The sequence below is a fragment of the Pseudomonas reactans genome (assembly GCF_013385825.1).
In the GTDB taxonomy this organism is placed as follows: domain Bacteria; phylum Pseudomonadota; class Gammaproteobacteria; order Pseudomonadales; family Pseudomonadaceae; genus Aquipseudomonas; species Aquipseudomonas reactans.
Genome location: NZ_JACAPG010000020.1, coordinates 179,860 through 196,410 on the forward strand (window position 1 = coordinate 179,860; position 16,551 = coordinate 196,410).

Sequence of the window (16,551 nt, forward strand, 5' to 3'; positions counted from 1 at the left end):
CGTACTATTTCGCCGCCAGGGACATGGCTTCCATCTGCGCCTCAGGGGATTCGCCTTTCATCGCCTTGCCCAGTTGGGCTTGCGCCGTTGCGAGGCCGCCCTGCAAAGCCGAAAGCGATGCTTGCAAGTTACCCACCTTGGCCTGACGCTGTTCGGGTGTCATTGAGGTGTCGGCCATGGCGGCGGAAATCTCGGCCATCTTGTCGGCGATTTGCTTTTTCAGCTCGCGGATCATTTTTAGTAGCTGTTTGATGTTGTCTTTCAGATTACTGTCGTCGATATCCTGATTGGGATTACTGTTGGCCTTGGAGGCCTGGAACGCGGCACCGGAAATGGTCACCGTCACACCCTCGACCGCCTTGGTATCAGAGGCATTAGCAGGGGTTGGGGCTTTTTCCTTGGCCTCTGCAGCGGGCTTCGTATCAGGCACGGTCGGCAAACGAACAGCAGGGTTGTAGGCAGCGATAACAGACATGATCGGGGGCTCCGACGTGTAGAGATGCCCTTGTATCGACTCCGACACAAAAACCTTTATACCGCTGCCGGTTTTTTGTACAGGCTGGCCTCACCGCCCCCCAGTGCGTTACCCTTACGTCTTATGTGTGTTTTCCCACAAGGATTTAAGAAATGTCCGAGCCAGTTAAACTGCGCGCTCACAGCCAGGCTCATTGCAAGGATTGCAGCCTGGCCCCCCTCTGCTTGCCACTTTCGTTGAATTTGGAAGACATGGATGCGCTGGACGACATCGTTAAACGTGGCCGCCCACTGAAAAAAGGCGAGTTTCTGTTCCGCCAGGGCGACAAGTTCGATTCCGTTTATGCAGTACGTTCGGGTGCGTTGAAGACGTTCAGCCTGAGCGACAGCGGCGAAGAGCAGATCACCGGTTTCCACCTGCCCAGCGAACTGGTGGGGTTGTCGGGCATGGACACCGAGATTCACCCGGTGTCGGCGCAAGCGCTGGAGACTACATCCGTTTGCGAAATTCCCTTCGAACGCCTGGACGAACTGGCTCTGCAACTGCCACAACTGCGCCGCCAGTTGATGCGCGTGATGAGCCGTGAGATCCGTGACGACCAGCAAATGATGCTGCTGTTGTCGAAGAAAACCGCCGACGAGCGCATCGCGACCTTTCTGGTCAACCTGTCGGCGCGGTTCCGTGCCCGTGGTTTCTCGGCCAACCAGTTCCGCCTGAGCATGTCGCGCAATGAAATCGGCAACTACCTGGGCCTCGCGGTGGAAACCGTGTCCCGCGTGTTTACCCGCTTCCAGCAGAACGAGCTGATCGCCGCCGAAGGTAAAGAAGTGCATATCCTCGACCCGATCCAGCTGTGCGCGCTGGCCGGTGGCTCGCTGGAGGGTTGATGCAGACACTTGCGGCCGCGCCAACCGGCGAGGCCGCAGGTATACTTCGAGTCCGTTTCCAGCCCCAGGACTCTTCGACGATGACCTTCGATTCGTTCGACATCAAATCCCTGATCCGCCCCGTCATCGACTTCCCCAAGCCTGGGGTGATCTTCCGTGACATCACGCCATTGTTCCAATCACCCCGCGCCCTGCGCCTGGTGGCGGACAGCTTTGCCCATCGGTATGTCGAGGCCGAGTTCACGCATATCGGCGCGATGGATGCGCGGGGTTTCCTGATCGGTTCGATCATCGCCTACCAACTGAACAAGCCGCTGATCCTGTTTCGCAAGCAAGGCAAGCTGCCGGCTGACGTGCTAGCCGAGGGTTACCAGACCGAGTACGGCGAGGCGTTCCTTGAAGTGCATGCCGACAGCCTGTGCGAGGGCGATTCGGTATTGATGTTCGATGATTTGATCGCCACCGGCGGCACCCTGATCGCAGCAGCGAATCTGGTGCGGCGCATGGGTGCGACGATCTTCGAAGCGGCGGCGATTATTGATCTGCCCGAGCTGGGCGGTTCGCAGCGCCTGGAAGACATGGGCATCCCTACCTTTTGCCTGACGCAGTTTGCGTTGAGCGAGCAGTGATCAAAGCCCCATCTGCTTGCTGATGATTTCATTCATCACTTCGCGGGTGCCGCCACCGATGGACAGGATGCGGTTGTCGCGGTACAGCCGCTCCACCAGGCTGCCGCGCATATACCCCTGGCCCCCAAGAATCTGCACGGCGTCATAAGTGACGCGGTCGGCGGTGTCAGTGGCAAGGTTCTTGGCCATAGAAATCTCCTTGATCACGCTGATACCGGCGGCCATCTTTGCCGCCTGCCGGTAGGTGAATTCCCGTGAGACTTCCACCGCAGTGGCCATCTCCGCCAGACGATGCTTGATCACCTGGAATTTGCCGATGGGTTTGCCGAAGGCTTCGCGTTGCGCAGCCCATTCGAGGCTTTCCTCCAGCGCCATCTGCGCCGTCATGTTGGCCATCAATGCCAGGGCCAGCCGCTCGCTTTGGAAGTTGCCCATGATGCAGGCAAAGCCCATGTTTTCAGCGCCGATCAGGTTGCCGACGGGCACGCGGCAATCGTCGAAGAACAATTCAGCGGTGTCCGACGCCCACCAGCCCATTTTCTTCAGGGGCTGGCCGACGGTGAAACCGGGGGTGTCTTTTTCGATCAGCAACAGGCTGATGCCGGCAAAGCCTGGCCCGCCGGTGCGGACGGCCACGGTATAGAAATCTGCGCGGCTGCCGCTGGTGATGAAGGTCTTGCTGCCGCTGACGCGGTAATGCTCGCCGTCGCGAATGGCGCGGGTTTGCAGGCTGGCCACATCCGAACCGCCGCCCGGCTCGGTGACCGCCAGGGCGATGATCTTTTCACCGGCCAGGACCTGCGGCGCCACGCGCTCGCGCACCTCGGGCCGGGCCCATTTGACGATAGGCGGCAAGCCAATATCCAATGAACCCAGTCCCGCGACGACGCCGCCAGAGCCGCAACGCATCAATTCTTCGCTGGCCGCGACCTTGGCGAACAGATCGCCTTCATGGCTACCGCCCAACGTTTCCGGGTAGCCGATGCCAAGAATCCCCGCCGCGCCGGCCTTTAGGTACAGCTCACGGGGAAAGCTCTCCGCCTCCTCCCACTGTTCGATGCCCGGCAGCAGCTCGCGCTCGACGAAGCGACGGACGCTGTCGCGGACCAATTGGTGGCTGGGGTCGAAGTAGTCCTGGTAGGCAGACATCGGCAAGCTCCACGGTGAGGTGAAGCGAACTTACCAAGCGCTTGCTTGGTTATCAAGCCTGGCATTGTGTAGGAGCCGGCTTGCCGGCGATAGCATCACCACGGTCTATGCGGAAAACTGCGTCGCCTGCATCGCCGGCTCCTACAGGGTCATCGTTAGAGGGCGATGGGTTTTCGGCCTGCGAAGGAATGCGCCAGCGTGCCGCCATCGACCAGCTCCAACTCGCCACCCAACGGCACACCATGGGCAATACGCGAGGTGATCAGGCCTTTGTTGGTCAGCAATTGCGCGATGTAGTGCGCGGTCGCCTCACCTTCCACCGTCGGGTTGGTGGCCAGGATCACTTCAGTGAAAGTGCCCTGTTCTTCGATGCGCGCCACCAGTTGCGGAATGCCGATGGCTTCTGGCCCCAAGCCGTCCAGCGGCGACAGGTGACCCTTGAGCACGAAGTAACGGCCGCGATAACCGGTCTGCTCCACCGCGTACACATCCATCGGCCCTTCGACAACACATAGCAGTGTGTCGTCGCGACGTGGGTCGGCACATTGCGGGCAGAGTTCTTCTTCAGTGAGGGTGCGGCACTGGCGGCAGTGGCCGACACCCGTCATGGCCTGGCTCAAGGCCTGGGCCAACCGGGTGCCGCCGCTGCGATCACGCTCCAGCAGTTGCAGTGCCATACGCTGGGCGGTTTTCTGGCCTACACCCGGCAAAATGCGCAGGGCGTCGATCAGTTGGCGAATCAGGGGGCTGAAGCTCATGGGCGAAGGGTCCGACAAAACAACGAGACGCGGTTTATACCCGCGCCCCGGATAAGCGTCAAATGCGCACGACCAACTTGCCGAAGTTGCGCCCTTCCAACAGACCGATAAAGGCTTCGGGCGCCTGCTCCAGGCCCTCCACCACGTCCTCACGGAACTTGATCTTGCCGTCACGCACCCACGGCGCCATGGCGCTCTGGAACTCGGGCTGGCGATCGCCGTAATCATCGAACACGATAAAACCCTGGATGCGCACGCGCTTGGTCAGCAACGTGCGTTGCAGGGCCGGCAGCCGGTCGGGGCCACTGGGCGCTTCATGGGCGTTGTAACCGGCGATCAGCCCGCACAGCGGAATGCGCGCCTTGGGATTGAGCAGCGGCACCACAGCATCGAACACCTTGCCGCCGACGTTTTCAAAATAGATGTCGACGCCCTTGAAGCACGCGAGGGCCAAATCATTGGCGAAGGTGGCGCTCTTGTGGTCGATGCAGGCATCAAAGCCCAACTCGTCCACCACATAGCGGCACTTGTCTGCGCCCCCTGCGATGCCGACCACGCGCAAGCCCTTGAGCTTGGCCACCTGCCCCACCACCGAGCCGACCGCACCCGACGCTGCGGCGACGACCAGGGTTTCCCCGGCCTTGGGTTGGCCGATGTCCATCAGGCCCATGTAGGCGGTCATGCCCGGCATGCCCAGCACACCCAGGGCCATTGACGGGCTGGTCAACCCCTTGGGCACCGGCATCAAGTTGCGGCCATCGGAAATGCTGTGGCTCTGCCAACCGGTCGAGCCGACAACCAGGTCACCCACTTCAAATTTTGGATTACGCGATTGCTCGATACGGCTGACAGCCCCACCGGTCATCACTTCGTCGATTTCCACCGGCGCTGCGTAGGACGGTGCGTCGCTCATGCGTCCGCGCATATAAGGGTCCAAGGACAGGTACAACGTCTTCAGCAGGACCTGGCCGTCTGCCAACTCCGGCAGATTCACGCGCTCCAGGCGAAAGTTTTCCGGAGTCGGTGCGCCTTGGGGGCGTGAGACCAGGACAATGCGCTGGTTCAGGGTCGGTTCTTGAGGCATGAAGGGGCTCCTTTATCGAATCCATCGGTATAGGGTGCAGACCATGCGTGCCGTGCCAGGGTTCGATCAGATTTGGCACAAACAAAAATGCCAGGCACAAGGCCTGGCATTGGAGTCTAGCCAAAACTACCGGATCAGAACGGCAGCTTCATGCCCGGTGGCAATTGCATACCAGCGGTCACGCCACCCATTTTTTCCTGGCTGTTGGCTTCGATCTTGCGCACGGCGTCGTTGACGGCCGCGGCGAACAAGGCTTCGAGCATTTCCAGGTCATCTTCACCAACGCCTGGCAGCACGCTTGGGTCGATGCTCACGCGCTTGATGTCGTGACGACCGGTCATCACCACGCTGACCATATCGCCACCGGCTTTACCGGTGACTTCGGCGTTGGCCAGTTCTTCCTGCATCTTGGCCATCTTTTCCTGCATCTGCTGCGCCTGCTTCATCAGGCCGGCCATGCCACCTTTCATCATGGGAATCACCTCAAAAGTACGTGGATCAAGTTAGTAGCCCGGTGTCAGGACGCCTGGGGCACCGGGGCTTCGACAGGTTCAATAGTATCGTGACGGACGACCGCACCGAACTGTTGCATCATTTGCTGGATGAGCGGATCACCGTGGATCGAGTCCTCGGCCTCACGCTGGCGGTTGATACGCCGGCGGGTCGCGGCCTGGGCCGGGGTTTCCTGCTCCGGCTTGATCAGCTCGATGGTAATGGTCAGCGTACGCTCATGGTACTGGTTGAGTGCGTCATTCAGACGACGTTGCTGGGTTGCGTTGAACAGGGCGCTGTGGGCCGGGTCCAGGTGCAACAACCAGTGATCGCCGTCAATGGAAATCAGGGTGCAGTTGGCGGCGATGCTACCGGTCATGCCGGAAATCGGCAGCTTCGGAAACAATTCCAGCCATTGCAAGGCCAGGCCAGTGGCCGGCGCGGCAGCGGGTTCCGCCTCGGGTTCAGGGGCCGGCTCGGCGGTGTGTTCGCTGGCCAGGTCGTCCAGGTAGCTGTAAGCCGAATCCGTGTCTGGTTCAATGTAGTCCTCGTCCAACGGCGGCTCGTCGTCGAGGTCGATGCCCGGCGTGGCGGCTTCCACCTGGGCCACAGTCGGCTCGGGAACCGGCGCGGACACCCATTCAGGCGCGTCCGGCACCACACTGTCCGGGGTCGGCGTGGGCATCGGGGTCAGCTCGGGCTGCTCGGCGGTGGTTTCCAGCACGGGCTCCACGGCGGGCGCTTGCTCGACTTCGACTTCAGCGTCTACCGGGTCATTCCAAGGCAGGTCTACGACCGGTTCAGGTTCGACAATGGGTTCCGGCTCGGGCACCGGCGCAGCGACCACAGGCTCAGGCTCGGGCACCGGAGCGGCCGGCGCAGGCGCAGCAACCACTGGCGCGACAACCGCTGCGCCAGCCACTGGTTTGGCGGAATCAACTGTGGCCTGGCTGATCCCCACTGGCTTTAGCGGCTGTCTCGGCGCATCGGCCGAATCGGCGGGCCGGAACGCCAGCATCCGCAGCAGCACCATTTCAAAGCCACCACGCGGGTCGGGGGCCAGGGGCAGGTCGCGGCGGCCGATCAGGCCCATCTGGTAGTAGAACTGCACATCTTCGGCCGGCAACGCCTGGGCCAGGGCCAACACACGGTCGCGGTCGCCATGGCCGTTGTCGACACCCTCAGGCAGGGCCTGGGCGATGGCAACGCGGTGCAACACATTGAGGATTTCCGAGAGCACGCCATTCCAGTCCGGGCCTTGCTCCGACAGGTGACGCACGGCTTCGAGCAACGCCTTGGCGTCGCCTTCGATCAGCGCATGCAGCACGTCGAATACCTGGCCGTGGTCGAGGGTGCCAAGCATGGCGCGCACGTCGGCGGCCATGACCTTGCCTTCGCCAAAGGCGATGGCCTGGTCGGTGAGGCTCATGGCATCACGCATCGAGCCATCGGCAGCGCGGCCGAGCAGCCACAGCGCGTCGTCTTCGAACGGTACGTTCTCGACACCCAGCACGTGGGTCAAATGCTCAACCACCCGCTCAGGGGTCATGTTTTTCAGGGAGAACTGCAAGCACCGCGACAGAATCGTTGCAGGAAGTTTCTGCGGGTCGGTGGTGGCCAGGATGAATTTGACGTAGGGAGGCGGCTCTTCCAGGGTTTTCAACAGGGCGTTGAAGGAATGGCTGGAGAGCATGTGCACTTCGTCGATCAGGTAGACCTTGAAGCGGCCACGGCTCGGCGCGTACTGCACGTTGTCGAGCAGCTCGCGGGTGTCTTCGACCTTGGTACGGCTCGCGGCGTCGATCTCGATCAGGTCGACAAAGCGCCCTTCGTCGATCTCTTTGCACACCGAGCAGGTGCCACAGGGCGTGGAAGTGATACCAGTTTCACAGTTCAGGCATTTGGCGATGATGCGCGCAATGGTGGTCTTGCCCACCCCCCGCGTACCGGTGAACAGGTAGGCGTGGTGCAGCCGCTGGCTATCCAAGGCATTGATCAGAGCCTTGAGCACATGGGTCTGGCCGACCATTTCGCGGAACGAGCGCGGACGCCATTTACGTGCAAGAACCTGATAACTCATCGAAAACCGTCGCAACTGGGAAACAGAAGCCGGTAATGCTAGCGGAGCAAGGGGGAAATTGCATCCGGCACGCTTGCCTAATCTGACTAAGCTCATGTGACTGGCCCCGAAAAGGCCTGAACCCGGAGAGCTTATGCGCGCAGTCCTGGGCGTTTTATGGATGATTGCCACGACCAGCCTTGCAGCGCCCGCACCGCTGCGCTTCTCGGTTTCCGACAGTTGGGCGATGCCCATGGTCCAACTGGAGGACGGCCGGCCTACCCAGGGCATTTTGTATGACGTGATGTTAAGCCTGGCCACCCAGGTCGGCCACCCTGCGCAATTCCATGTACTGGCCCGGGCGCGCATCTCCAGCGCCATGGAACACGGTGATATCGATGTGCGCTGTTATGTCACCCAGGCCTGGGTCGACGACCAGTCCGGCGACTACACCTGGAGCGTGCCACTGATGGTGCAGCGCAACCTGTTGGTCAGCACCCACATCCCCCCGCAGCCCATACACATCGACACGCTCGCGCCACAAGCCATCGGCACCGTGCTCAATTACCGCTACACCACCTTGGACCCGCTGTTTGCCAGCGGCCAGCTCAGCCGCGACGACGCGCGCAGCGAAGAGCAGGTGCTGCACAAACTGGTGGCCGGGCGTTTCAAGTTCGCGGTGATCAATGAATGGATACTCGATCGCTTCAATCAGCGCATGCCGGTGGGCAAACGCCTGCACAAGGTGGCGGTGATCGATGAACAGAACCTGGGCTGCACCGTACGCAATGACCCGAAACTGCCGGTGCAGTTGATCCTGCGCACCTTGTTGCGGATGAAGATGTCGGGCGAGATCGACCAGATCATCCAGCTCTACACCGGTGAGACTCCTGACAGGAACTGACAGCACCGCCTTATAGACTCGGCTCCCTCACCACACGCGCTTCCAAGGAGCCCGCATGCACACCATCGCCCATTACTTTTTGCTCTACGTCGACAGCCCGGCCACCAGCGCCAACTTCTATAGCCGCCTGCTGGACAAGCCGCCGGTGGAACTCAACCCGACGTTCGCCCTGTTCATTCTCGACAATGGCGTGAAGCTGGGACTGTGGTCACGCCATACCGTGCAACCGGCAGCGCAGCTCACGGGCGGTGGCGGTGAAGTGGGGTTGTCCCTGGCCGACAAGGCCGCCGTGGATGCCCTGCACGACCTGTGGGTAGAGCGCGGCGCGACGATCATTCAGTCACCGACCACCCTGGATTTCGGCTACACCTTCGTCGCCGAGGACCTCGACGGCCACCGCCTGCGCGCGTTTTGCCTGAGCGACTGACCGCCAGCGCCCTTCCAGGCTGATGGCAGCCACGCTGGCCAACACGATCACACCGCCCAGCACCACTTGCAGGGCGATGTGCTCACCCAGCAGCGTCGCCGCCATCGTCATGGCCACGGGCGGGATCAGGTACATCGCCACTGAGGCACGGCTGACCTCGACATGTTTCAACACATAACCCCAGGCCAGGTACGCCAGGGCACTGGGGAAGATCCCGAGCACCAGCACCGCGAGGTTTTCCGGCAATGGCGCCTGCATCACGGCAGCGGGCAGGCCCGGTAGATTCACGCAGAGCATCAAGGTGCCCGCCCACACCATGTAGCACGCCATCGTCAGCGGGCTATAGCGATGGGCGTAGTGTTTCTGGATGGCGAAGTACAGGCTCCACGACACGGCCGCGAGCAGAATCAACAGGCCGCGCGGGTCGATATCGCCCACGCTATGATCACCCCAGATCACCACCAGCACACCCAGCAGGCCGAGCAACACACAGCTCCAGCGCCAGAGGCTGACCCGTTCCTTCAAGCAGAAAAACGCGATCAATACGCTGAACAATGGCGCCGATTGCGCAAGCACGCTGGACGCCGCCGCCGTCACGAATTGCTGTCCGTGATTCAGGCTGGTGTGATGCAGGAACACCCCGAAAAAACTCAACACCAGCAGCCACGGCAGATCCCGCATACGTGGCCGACCAATGCCCATCACCAGCGCCACACCGGCCATGAACACCGAGGCGATCAAGAACCGCAGCAACGCCAGTTGGCCAGGGCTGTAGCTGTGCAGCCCCATGTGCACGCCAATCGGCGAATAGGCCCAACAGAGGATGACGCTGGCGATGACTAGCGTAAGCTTCAGGGGTGACGGGGTGTTCATCGACGGCATCCGAAAACTGAGAAGGAATGCCGTCAGTCTTGGCCCGCACAAGGCGTAGGACAATTAACCGTTTCTGACTTCTGAAATCACTGGAACTGAGCAATGGAACTGGCCCAACTGAAAATGGTGCGAGCCGTGGCGCAAACCGGCAGCGTGGCCCAGGCCGCCGTGCAACTGCATTGCGTGCCGTCCAACATCACCACGCGCATCAAGCAACTGGAAAGCGAGTTGGGCACGCCGCTGTTCATCCGCGCCGGGCGTGGGCTGACGATCAGCGCGGCGGGGGAGATTTTCCTCGAATACTGCGAACGTATCCTGGCCCTGGTGGACGAATCCAAACGCGCCGTGGACGCCAACGCCATTCCCCGCGGCACCTTGCGCATCGGCGCGGTGGAGTCCAGCGCCAGTGGCCGTCTGCCGCCGCTGCTGGCGGAATATCACCGACGCTACCCGGATGTCAGCCTGGAACTGGTGACCGGCGCCTGGGGCGAGTTGCTCGATGACCTGCAACACCATCGCCTGGATGTCGCGCTGGTGGCCGCCGGCAACAAACGCGCAAAGCTCGAACACAGCGTGGTCTACAGCGAGCGCCTGGTGCTGATCGCCAGCGCCTCCAGCGAACCGATCCGCAGCGCTGAAGACCTGGCCGGCCGTACTCTGCTGGTGTGGCCCCCCGGCTGCCCCTATCGGGCAGCGCTGGAGAACTGGGTCAAGCCCCATGCCTTCAAGCCGACCATCGCCAGCTATGCCAGTTGGGGCACGATCATTGGTTGCGTGAGTGCCGGGATTGGCGTGGCGCTGGCGCCGGAAGGCATCCTGGCCCGCTATGAGCAGGCCAATCAGTTGGCGTCGTACCGGTTCGAAGAACTGCAGGCGGTGGACAACCTGCTGTTCTGGCACAAGGACGCCCAGCGGCATCTGGCGCGGGATGCGTTTGCCGGGTTGTTGCGTGAAACCTTTGGCTGATCAGCTTTTTGGGGCTGACAAACGGCTGTACTGATCCTGGCTGATCCACCCGATAAACGAGCGGTCATCGGCATTGATGAACTCGACCTGGGCCCAGCCATCCTTGAAGGCCAGCACACCGACCACGTCATTCTTGACGATGTAGGGGCGCTTGGCGGCCTTGGCACTTGGGGTTTTCAACAGGTAAGCCTTGGCAGCGGATACCTGCACCAGGCCGATCCACTTTTTGTTGGCGGTCTGGGTCAGGTCCAGGCCGGTGGCGATCTCTGGCATCAGAACACTCAAGCAACCGGGATGCTGGCGACCCTGTTCCACGGTCAGGGTCACGCCGTCCGAAGAGGGCGCCACGCTGCCGGGGTAGGCAGTGTCGTTCCAGGTGGTCAGCGCTGAGGGCTTGCCTTGCAGGTAGAACGTGCAACTGCGAGTAACGCCCTCGCCCATCTCTTCCGCGTAATAGCCTTCCACCTGATGCTCAGGCGTCACCGCCAGCATCAGCCCTTCGTATTTTCCGGAATGCAACGCAGGCGAACCGGCAAATGCGGGGAAAACGGCGCACAACGACAACACACCCACTGCTAGAAAACGGATCATCTTATTTTTTTCCTTCAAGTTTCTCGTAGGCTTCTTTCATCAGGACGTCATAGTTGCCGTAGTCCTTGCCGTTATAGTTACGGGCCATCGAAGTGAAATCCTTGGCTTTCATGGCCGTCATCAACGTCGGGCTGTTAGCGCAAAACGCGAGAAACGCCTTCAGTTGATTACCGACATTCACTTTTAATGCCGCGGCAAACTCAAACACCGTTTTGTAACCGCATGAGGCGTAGTTGAAGCCCATGGTCTGAAACATGCCCCACGACGCCGACATCAACGCCGCTTCCTGGTCCAGGGCGAATGCAGTGGCCATGGTTTCCCAGGCCTTGACCTGATCCTTGTTATTGACCTGCCACTGCGGCCCGGCCTTTCTCACATAGATGTACGAAAGCAGCGGATGCGCCTGGTCGTAGATATGCTTGGTGTACTTGCGAAATTGGTGCCCTTCAAACGCAATGATCGGCAACTTGGCCGGCCCGAAACCCGAGCGACCACCGGACTCCACCGTGGCGAAGGCCCTGATGACATTCACCGAAATGCCGTTGCCCAACTGCTTGGCGGCATTCTGAAAATCCGTATCGGTGAGCGTCATGCCGCCATCGCACGTGGCCTGCAGCATCAATTGGCGATTGCGCCGCTCAGCCTCGATCATTGCCCGCATACGGTCCAGGTACACGTTGACGGTGGCTTGCACCGCGTCACCCTGGTTGTTACCGAATGCATTCAGAAAGCTTGGAATACGCATGCTCGGAAAGGCCTTCACCGGTACCTTCACCGCCTCTTCGATCAGGCTGTTGAAGGTTTTACCGGTCGGGTCGATCACACCATCGGGGTGCGCGTATTTGAGATGACGGAACTGATACTGGCTGATGCACTGCACCAACTGACCGTCGCACTTGCCGTTTTCGGCCAGTGGGAAGCCCAGTTTAGGAATGATCAGATTGAATAAATATTGGATGCACTGCACATCGGAAGGCACGTTGCGGGCTTTACCGGGCGCGCCTACCGAAGCACTGATAAGACGCGGCAACCCTTGCAGGCTTTTCATCACAGACATCCTTGTTAGTTAAAGAAGTGATAGCACTTCAATATCAACTCCACGCCCTTGTCATACTCTGAAACAAGTGGCTGGCGGAAACTAACAAGGTGGTTTTAGGTTGTCCAGGGCGACCGCTGAAAGTTGTGAAACAGGCGAATTAAATAAATCAGTAACCGTGGAATTCACGGGTTTTCTGATACGTGTGGAAATCAATCCACTCAACCACGTCGTAAGGCAGGTAAAGCTGCATCCGCGCCCGGGAAATGGCGATGTACACCGCGCACAGTCGCTGGTCGAACGCGTAGGCATCCTTGAACTTCACGTTGGTCAGCAGTTCGGGCGTCAGCAGCACCCGGTCGAACTCCATGCCGCCGGCCTCCTCCGCCAACATCAGCAGGCAGCGTTTGCCGGGGACACCGCTGAGGCGGTTCAAACGCGTGATATCAGCGACGTTGAAGCCTTTTTCCAACTCGCTCTCGACCCACAGGAACGACTCGTCGTACTGGCTGGCATCGCGCACCTGTTGCCAGTCGTCCATGTCGCTGAAGTAAGCATGGGGGCCGTTGTCGTTGTGCTCGTTGCTGTAGAACTCCGGCTTGAACAGCGCGATGACGCTGATCATGAAGCGCTGCAGATCCTGCTGCGCGGCACTGTCGAAGAAGCCAAATGGGCAGTTAGCCTGTTGCAACTGGATGGCCCATTTCATGGTGTCCCAAGGGGACGCGGTCAACACCACGCAGCCTTCGGGCGGCACGAAACCCTGAGGGTAATGCTCAATGCCGACGTCGGCATCCCGCGCGCCTTCGAAGGGTGTCTTGCCCTTCTGCGAGTGCACGCTGATCAGCGGGTTGACCAGGCGCTCGACGTTGCGGCCCGAGCGCACGGAGTAATTGATGTCGGTGTGCCGGACTTCGCGCTTGCGCCTGACCATTACACCGCTGGCCAATTGGTATTCATCGCCAAGGGTGATCAGCACCTGACGGCCACGCTCGATAATCTGCAACAACGAAGGCGGAATGTCCTGGCTTTCATCGATCAGCACATGGGTGTAGCGCGGCGGCACCACGCATCCATCGAGGCTCGCGCGCTTGATCAGCAACAGGGCTGCGAAGGCCGTCTGACCGGCCCACTGCGGGTTGGCTTGAACGTACGTCCACAACCGGCTGGAGTACTCCAGCAACGCCTGGGCATCCACGCTGGACAGAGGCTGTTTGAAATGCGGCAAATGCCTGGCCGACAGACTGTGATGGTTGGAGTGGCAGTAGCTGTCGAGCACCTTCAGGCAGATATCGAGCGTGGCCGCGCCATCGTGTCCGCGCCAGCCATGGATATTCAGGGTCTGGGAGACTTCGTGTTTGCCGGGCAACCGAGTTGGCGTGGCCTGCGCGGAGGGGCGCTGCCCCTGCAACAGCGCCTTGGCGAAGGCGGCAAAGGTCGAACCGGTCTTACTGTCCTTGGCCAGCCCCATGCGTTCACGCAGGGTCGCGAGCTTTGCTCCAGTGCGTGCCAGTATCAAGGTCTGGGCCGGCCGCAGGCACTCCATCAAGGCGCCAAGCAGGTGGCTCTTGCCGATGCCGGCGTAGCCCTGGACATGCAGGTCTTCGTTCAGGTTGGCGCGGAAGGTCCGCACCAGCTTGTCCTGCGCCGGGCTGAGCCAGCGCTCGCGGTGCCGGGGCGTGACCATCTGCTGGCTGAATGGATCGTTGCTGCGCAAATGGCGGACCTTGTAGCCGATATCCCATTTACCCGTAGGCAGCAGGTAATCCCGCGCCGCGACTTCTTCAGCCGAGAGCAGGCGCAGATTGACGGTTTTAAGGGCGTTGAAGCCGAAGTACAACTTGCGTGGATCGAACAGCCGCTGGGCTTCGGGCAACAACGTGGCGGCGCCCTCTGCCTGGGTTTCCACCGCCCAATCGAGCAACTTGGCCAAGATGCGCTCGGCACCCGCGCAGGTCAGGTCCTTTTCCGCCGCCTGGGCCAGGTTCTGGATAACCAGCACCGCGGCCAGCTCCGGATCTGTCAGACCGACCAGGGCCTTGGCGCCGTCCACGCCGAGCAGGGCCGTGCAGGTTTCCTCCGTGACAGGCAGGAAGACCGGGCTGGATAAGTCAAAGTGTTCCGGTTGCATAGTGCCTCGCCGCCAGGGAATCAGGCATTGCCCTGACCGCCCAGTTCAAACCGATACTCCCCCAGGGACCCCGACATACCGCCGCAATGAGGGCCTGCGTCAGCCGTAGCGGCCATCGCGCTGACCTGCTGCTGGAGTTCGAAGACCGCCATATCCAGCAGCCGGCGCAGGTCTTCGGCACTCTGTGCGGCTACATTCAATTGCAGCGTATAGGCGCCCGTAAGAGGCGGCGGCGCTGGATCGGCGGGCGGTGCGGGCTCATTGGCCACCTCCCCCGTCCGGATCATTTCCGCCTGGCTGAGGATTTCCGCGTGCTCGTCGTCCATAAGGTCCAGCACCCGCGACAATTCCAGGGTCTGTTCAGGATGGGATTGAATGCGGTCCTTGATCTCCAGGCGCCGCATCTGCCACTCCCGCAGCTTTTCGCGCGTGAGGTCGTCGACTTTTTCCACGTGTATTGTCTCCGGATGCCAGGCACTGGAGTATGCCGCCATGGACTGCCCGATGGCAGATGGCTTGAAAGCATTTTTTGAATTGATTTTGAGGAGGTGTTGCAAGGAAGAGCGTTATGGAGGCAACCCCACCAGCCACACCCCGGCACACAATGTTCCCGCTGTGGCTGCTGCCTTCCGGCTCTGACCAGGTTCACGGGTAATCGTTGCGGGGGGACCGATGGGGTCACCATAACGACGCCTGCCTCTCGGCAAGCGGGGCCATTGTACCGATCTCATCGGAAGTTACAACCGTTGGGGGCGGATTAAAAATATTCGATGGTTCAAGCACTTGACTGGTGGATTCACATAATTCTCTGTAGGAGCGAGCTTGCTCGCGAAAAACTTGAGAGCGTCTCGATAAACCAGGAACACTGCGTCATCGTTGACGTTCTTCGCGAGCAAGCTCGCTCCTACAAAAGAACGGCTTCGTCTGCTCGGCCACCTTCTTCCTGAATCACCAGGTGGATGAAGTGCAATTTGGCAATCACCGCCGGTGGCAGCACGAAGGGATAGAAATCCGGCTGGCCCATGCTGCGCGACAGTTCATTGAGCATGCCGGCCAGCTCGATCCAGGCGTTGACGAACGACAAGAACGCCACGCCGCCGGGGTGTTCGGGGTCGTAGAGGGTGGTGAGCGGGAATGGCTGGTAATCCAGGTCCATCTCGCGGGCGCTCATGCCAAAGCCGAGGGCGGTGTCGACGGCGTCCATCATGTGCAGGTAGTGCGCCCAGGTTTCGGCCCAGTCTTCCCAAGGGTGCATGGTGGCGTAGGCACTGACGCAGGTTTGCTGCCAGTCCGGGCGTGGGCCGTTCTGGTAGTGCTGGTCGAGAGCGTCGGCATAACTGGCGCGTTCGTCGCCGAACAGGTGGCGAAACGGTTCAAGCCAATGGGTATTGGCGATCAGCCGGTCCCAATAGTAATGGCCGACTTCATGGCGAAAGTGCCCAAGCAGGGTGCGATAAGGTTCGCGCATTTGTACGCGGACTTTTTCGCGGTGGGCGTCGTCGGCTTCCTTGATGTCCAGGGTGATCAGGCCGTTGGCATGGCCGGTCATTGGCGCGTTGCCTTCCAGATCGATGCCGACAAAGTCGAAGGCCAGGCCGGTGTCTTCGTCGACGCTTTTGGGCACCACCTGCAAGCCCAGGCTGATGAGTTGCGCGACGAGGCGACGCTTAGCGGTTTCGACTTTGCGCCAGCGCTCGTGGTTTTCCGGGATCGACAAGTCAGGAATGGTGCGGTTCAGGCTGCACGCCACGCACAGCGGCGCGGTGCTGTGCGCCGGAATCAGCCAGTTGCAGGCGGCCGGCGTGTCGAGGTTGGCACAACGGCGGAAAGCGCCGGCGTCGAGGTTGCCGTCCTGAAGCCAGGTGCCTTCGACCGGGCCGGGTTGCAGGGAGGCGAGCCGACTTTGTTGGGGTTGATAGCCCAGCAGGGCCTGGCAGGCCAGGCACTGGCTGTTGCGAAAGAACAACGATTGGCCACAACGGCACTGCCACACTTTGCTGTCGCGGGAGCTGCCGGCTACGAAGGGTGCTGCAATGCGCGAACTGAGTTGCTCGAAGTAGCGGAACATGGCGATCTCTCCCTGGGTGACT

17 protein-coding genes and 1 other RNA gene are annotated in these 16,551 nt (G+C 60.8%); 5 read left to right on the top strand and 13 right to left on the bottom strand.

The annotated features are described in order from the left end of the window. Nucleotides 1-4: 4 nt before the first annotated feature. The gene (locus HX868_RS23435; protein WP_177004517.1) at nucleotides 5-475 is read right to left on the bottom strand and encodes a hypothetical protein; all 471 of its coding nucleotides are present in this window, start codon (nucleotides 473-475) and stop codon (nucleotides 5-7) included. A 152-nt stretch (nucleotides 476-627) separates the two neighbouring features. On the opposite strand from HX868_RS23435, the gene fnr reads away from it, so the two are divergent. Both fnr and HX868_RS23445 read left to right on the top strand, forming a co-directional pair. Next, a complete protein-coding gene (gene fnr, locus HX868_RS23440; RefSeq protein ID WP_016979302.1) occupies nucleotides 628-1,362 on the top strand; it encodes a fumarate/nitrate reduction transcriptional regulator Fnr in 735 nt (244 codons plus the stop codon). 80 nt (nucleotides 1,363-1,442) lie between these two features. Then, nucleotides 1,443-1,991, top strand: coding sequence for an adenine phosphoribosyltransferase (locus HX868_RS23445; RefSeq protein ID WP_095017213.1), 549 nt, complete (start codon nucleotides 1,443-1,445; stop codon nucleotides 1,989-1,991). Here the strand turns inward: HX868_RS23445 and HX868_RS23450 are convergent, their stop codons facing one another. From HX868_RS23450 to dnaX, 5 genes are all read right to left on the bottom strand, one after another. Beyond that, a complete protein-coding gene (locus HX868_RS23450; protein ID WP_177004518.1) occupies nucleotides 1,992-3,140 on the bottom strand; it encodes an acyl-CoA dehydrogenase family protein in 1,149 nt (382 codons plus the stop codon). It lies immediately after the preceding gene. Between the two features lie 155 nt (nucleotides 3,141-3,295). Further along, nucleotides 3,296-3,898, bottom strand: a complete 603-nt coding sequence (gene recR / locus HX868_RS23455) for a recombination mediator RecR (protein ID WP_016973179.1) — start codon at nucleotides 3,896-3,898, stop codon at nucleotides 3,296-3,298. 58 nt (nucleotides 3,899-3,956) lie between these two features. Continuing rightward, nucleotides 3,957-4,982 carry an NADP-dependent oxidoreductase gene (locus HX868_RS23460; protein ID WP_177004519.1) on the bottom strand — a complete coding sequence of 342 codons (1,026 nt, stop codon included), beginning with the start codon at nucleotides 4,980-4,982 and terminating at the stop codon, nucleotides 3,957-3,959. Nucleotides 4,983-5,116: 134 nt separating this feature from the next. Next, entirely contained in the window at nucleotides 5,117-5,455 is a 339-nt protein-coding gene (locus HX868_RS23465; protein WP_003175481.1) for a YbaB/EbfC family nucleoid-associated protein, read from the bottom strand. Between the two features lie 44 nt (nucleotides 5,456-5,499). After that, nucleotides 5,500-7,554: a DNA polymerase III subunit gamma/tau gene (gene dnaX, locus HX868_RS23470; protein WP_177004520.1), complete on the bottom strand. Its 2,055-nt coding sequence runs from the start codon at nucleotides 7,552-7,554 to the stop codon at nucleotides 5,500-5,502. A 133-nt stretch (nucleotides 7,555-7,687) separates the two neighbouring features. Here dnaX and HX868_RS23475 point away from each other — a divergent pair, with 133 nt between their 5' ends. Further along, nucleotides 7,688-8,437 (top strand): substrate-binding periplasmic protein, encoded by a 750-nt coding sequence (locus tag HX868_RS23475; RefSeq protein ID WP_177004521.1) that lies wholly within the window; start codon nucleotides 7,688-7,690, stop codon nucleotides 8,435-8,437. A gap of 55 nt (nucleotides 8,438-8,492) precedes the next feature. Continuing rightward, nucleotides 8,493-8,864 (top strand): VOC family protein, encoded by a 372-nt coding sequence (locus HX868_RS23480; protein WP_177004522.1) that lies wholly within the window; start codon nucleotides 8,493-8,495, stop codon nucleotides 8,862-8,864. Here the strand turns inward: HX868_RS23480 and HX868_RS23485 are convergent. After that, nucleotides 8,778-9,737 (bottom strand): DMT family transporter, encoded by a 960-nt coding sequence (locus tag HX868_RS23485; protein WP_177004523.1) that lies wholly within the window; start codon nucleotides 9,735-9,737, stop codon nucleotides 8,778-8,780. The two genes, HX868_RS23480 and HX868_RS23485, sit on opposite strands and share 87 nt — an antisense overlap. A gap of 102 nt (nucleotides 9,738-9,839) precedes the next feature. Here HX868_RS23485 and HX868_RS23490 point away from each other — a divergent pair, with 102 nt between their 5' ends. Then, the gene (locus HX868_RS23490; protein WP_177004524.1) at nucleotides 9,840-10,703 is read left to right on the top strand and encodes a LysR family transcriptional regulator; all 864 of its coding nucleotides are present in this window, start codon (nucleotides 9,840-9,842) and stop codon (nucleotides 10,701-10,703) included. Here the strand turns inward: HX868_RS23490 and HX868_RS23495 are convergent, their stop codons facing one another. The 6 genes from HX868_RS23495 to HX868_RS23520 form a co-directional block, all read right to left on the bottom strand. Continuing rightward, entirely contained in the window at nucleotides 10,704-11,294 is a 591-nt protein-coding gene (locus tag HX868_RS23495) for a hypothetical protein (protein ID WP_177004525.1), read from the bottom strand. It abuts the gene before it with no gap. A gap of 1 nt (nucleotide 11,295) precedes the next feature. Next, nucleotides 11,296-12,342, bottom strand: coding sequence for an N-acetylmuramidase family protein (locus HX868_RS23500; RefSeq protein ID WP_177004526.1), 1,047 nt, complete (start codon nucleotides 12,340-12,342; stop codon nucleotides 11,296-11,298). A 157-nt stretch (nucleotides 12,343-12,499) separates the two neighbouring features. Then, on the bottom strand, nucleotides 12,500-14,461 hold the full coding sequence (locus HX868_RS23505; RefSeq protein WP_177004527.1) for an AAA family ATPase: 1,962 nt from the start codon (nucleotides 14,459-14,461) through the stop codon (nucleotides 12,500-12,502). A 20-nt stretch (nucleotides 14,462-14,481) separates the two neighbouring features. Continuing rightward, the gene (locus HX868_RS23510) at nucleotides 14,482-14,913 is read right to left on the bottom strand and encodes a hypothetical protein (protein ID WP_177004528.1); all 432 of its coding nucleotides are present in this window, start codon (nucleotides 14,911-14,913) and stop codon (nucleotides 14,482-14,484) included. A 126-nt stretch (nucleotides 14,914-15,039) separates the two neighbouring features. Further along, nucleotides 15,040-15,136: signal recognition particle sRNA small type (gene ffs, locus HX868_RS23515), an RNA gene on the bottom strand. Between the two features lie 229 nt (nucleotides 15,137-15,365). Beyond that, complete coding sequence (locus HX868_RS23520; protein ID WP_177004529.1) at nucleotides 15,366-16,529, bottom strand: zinc-binding metallopeptidase family protein; 1,164 nt, start codon at nucleotides 16,527-16,529, stop codon at nucleotides 15,366-15,368. Nucleotides 16,530-16,551 lie beyond the last annotated feature (22 nt).

Bases quoted from the DNA above. Each gene is read 5' to 3' on its own strand.
- HX868_RS23435 (WP_177004517.1), bottom strand. From the start codon at position 475: ATGTCTGTTATCGCTGCCTACAACCCTGCTGTTCGTTTGCCGACCGTG.
- fnr (WP_016979302.1), top strand. From the start codon at position 628: ATGTCCGAGCCAGTTAAACTGCGCGCTCACAGCCAGGCTCATTGCAAG.
- HX868_RS23445 (WP_095017213.1), top strand. From the start codon at position 1,443: ATGACCTTCGATTCGTTCGACATCAAATCCCTGATCCGCCCCGTCATC.
- HX868_RS23450 (WP_177004518.1), bottom strand. From the start codon at position 3,140: ATGTCTGCCTACCAGGACTACTTCGACCCCAGCCACCAATTGGTCCGC.
- recR (WP_016973179.1), bottom strand. From the start codon at position 3,898: ATGAGCTTCAGCCCCCTGATTCGCCAACTGATCGACGCCCTGCGCATT.
- HX868_RS23460 (WP_177004519.1), bottom strand. From the start codon at position 4,982: ATGCCTCAAGAACCGACCCTGAACCAGCGCATTGTCCTGGTCTCACGC.
- HX868_RS23465 (WP_003175481.1), bottom strand. From the start codon at position 5,455: ATGATGAAAGGTGGCATGGCCGGCCTGATGAAGCAGGCGCAGCAGATG.
- dnaX (WP_177004520.1), bottom strand. From the start codon at position 7,554: ATGAGTTATCAGGTTCTTGCACGTAAATGGCGTCCGCGCTCGTTCCGC.
- HX868_RS23475 (WP_177004521.1), top strand. From the start codon at position 7,688: ATGCGCGCAGTCCTGGGCGTTTTATGGATGATTGCCACGACCAGCCTT.
- HX868_RS23480 (WP_177004522.1), top strand. From the start codon at position 8,493: ATGCACACCATCGCCCATTACTTTTTGCTCTACGTCGACAGCCCGGCC.
- HX868_RS23485 (WP_177004523.1), bottom strand. From the start codon at position 9,737: ATGAACACCCCGTCACCCCTGAAGCTTACGCTAGTCATCGCCAGCGTC.
- HX868_RS23490 (WP_177004524.1), top strand. From the start codon at position 9,840: ATGGAACTGGCCCAACTGAAAATGGTGCGAGCCGTGGCGCAAACCGGC.
- HX868_RS23495 (WP_177004525.1), bottom strand. From the start codon at position 11,294: ATGATCCGTTTTCTAGCAGTGGGTGTGTTGTCGTTGTGCGCCGTTTTC.
- HX868_RS23500 (WP_177004526.1), bottom strand. From the start codon at position 12,342: ATGAAAAGCCTGCAAGGGTTGCCGCGTCTTATCAGTGCTTCGGTAGGC.
- HX868_RS23505 (WP_177004527.1), bottom strand. From the start codon at position 14,461: ATGCAACCGGAACACTTTGACTTATCCAGCCCGGTCTTCCTGCCTGTC.
- HX868_RS23520 (WP_177004529.1), bottom strand. From the start codon at position 16,529: ATGTTCCGCTACTTCGAGCAACTCAGTTCGCGCATTGCAGCACCCTTC.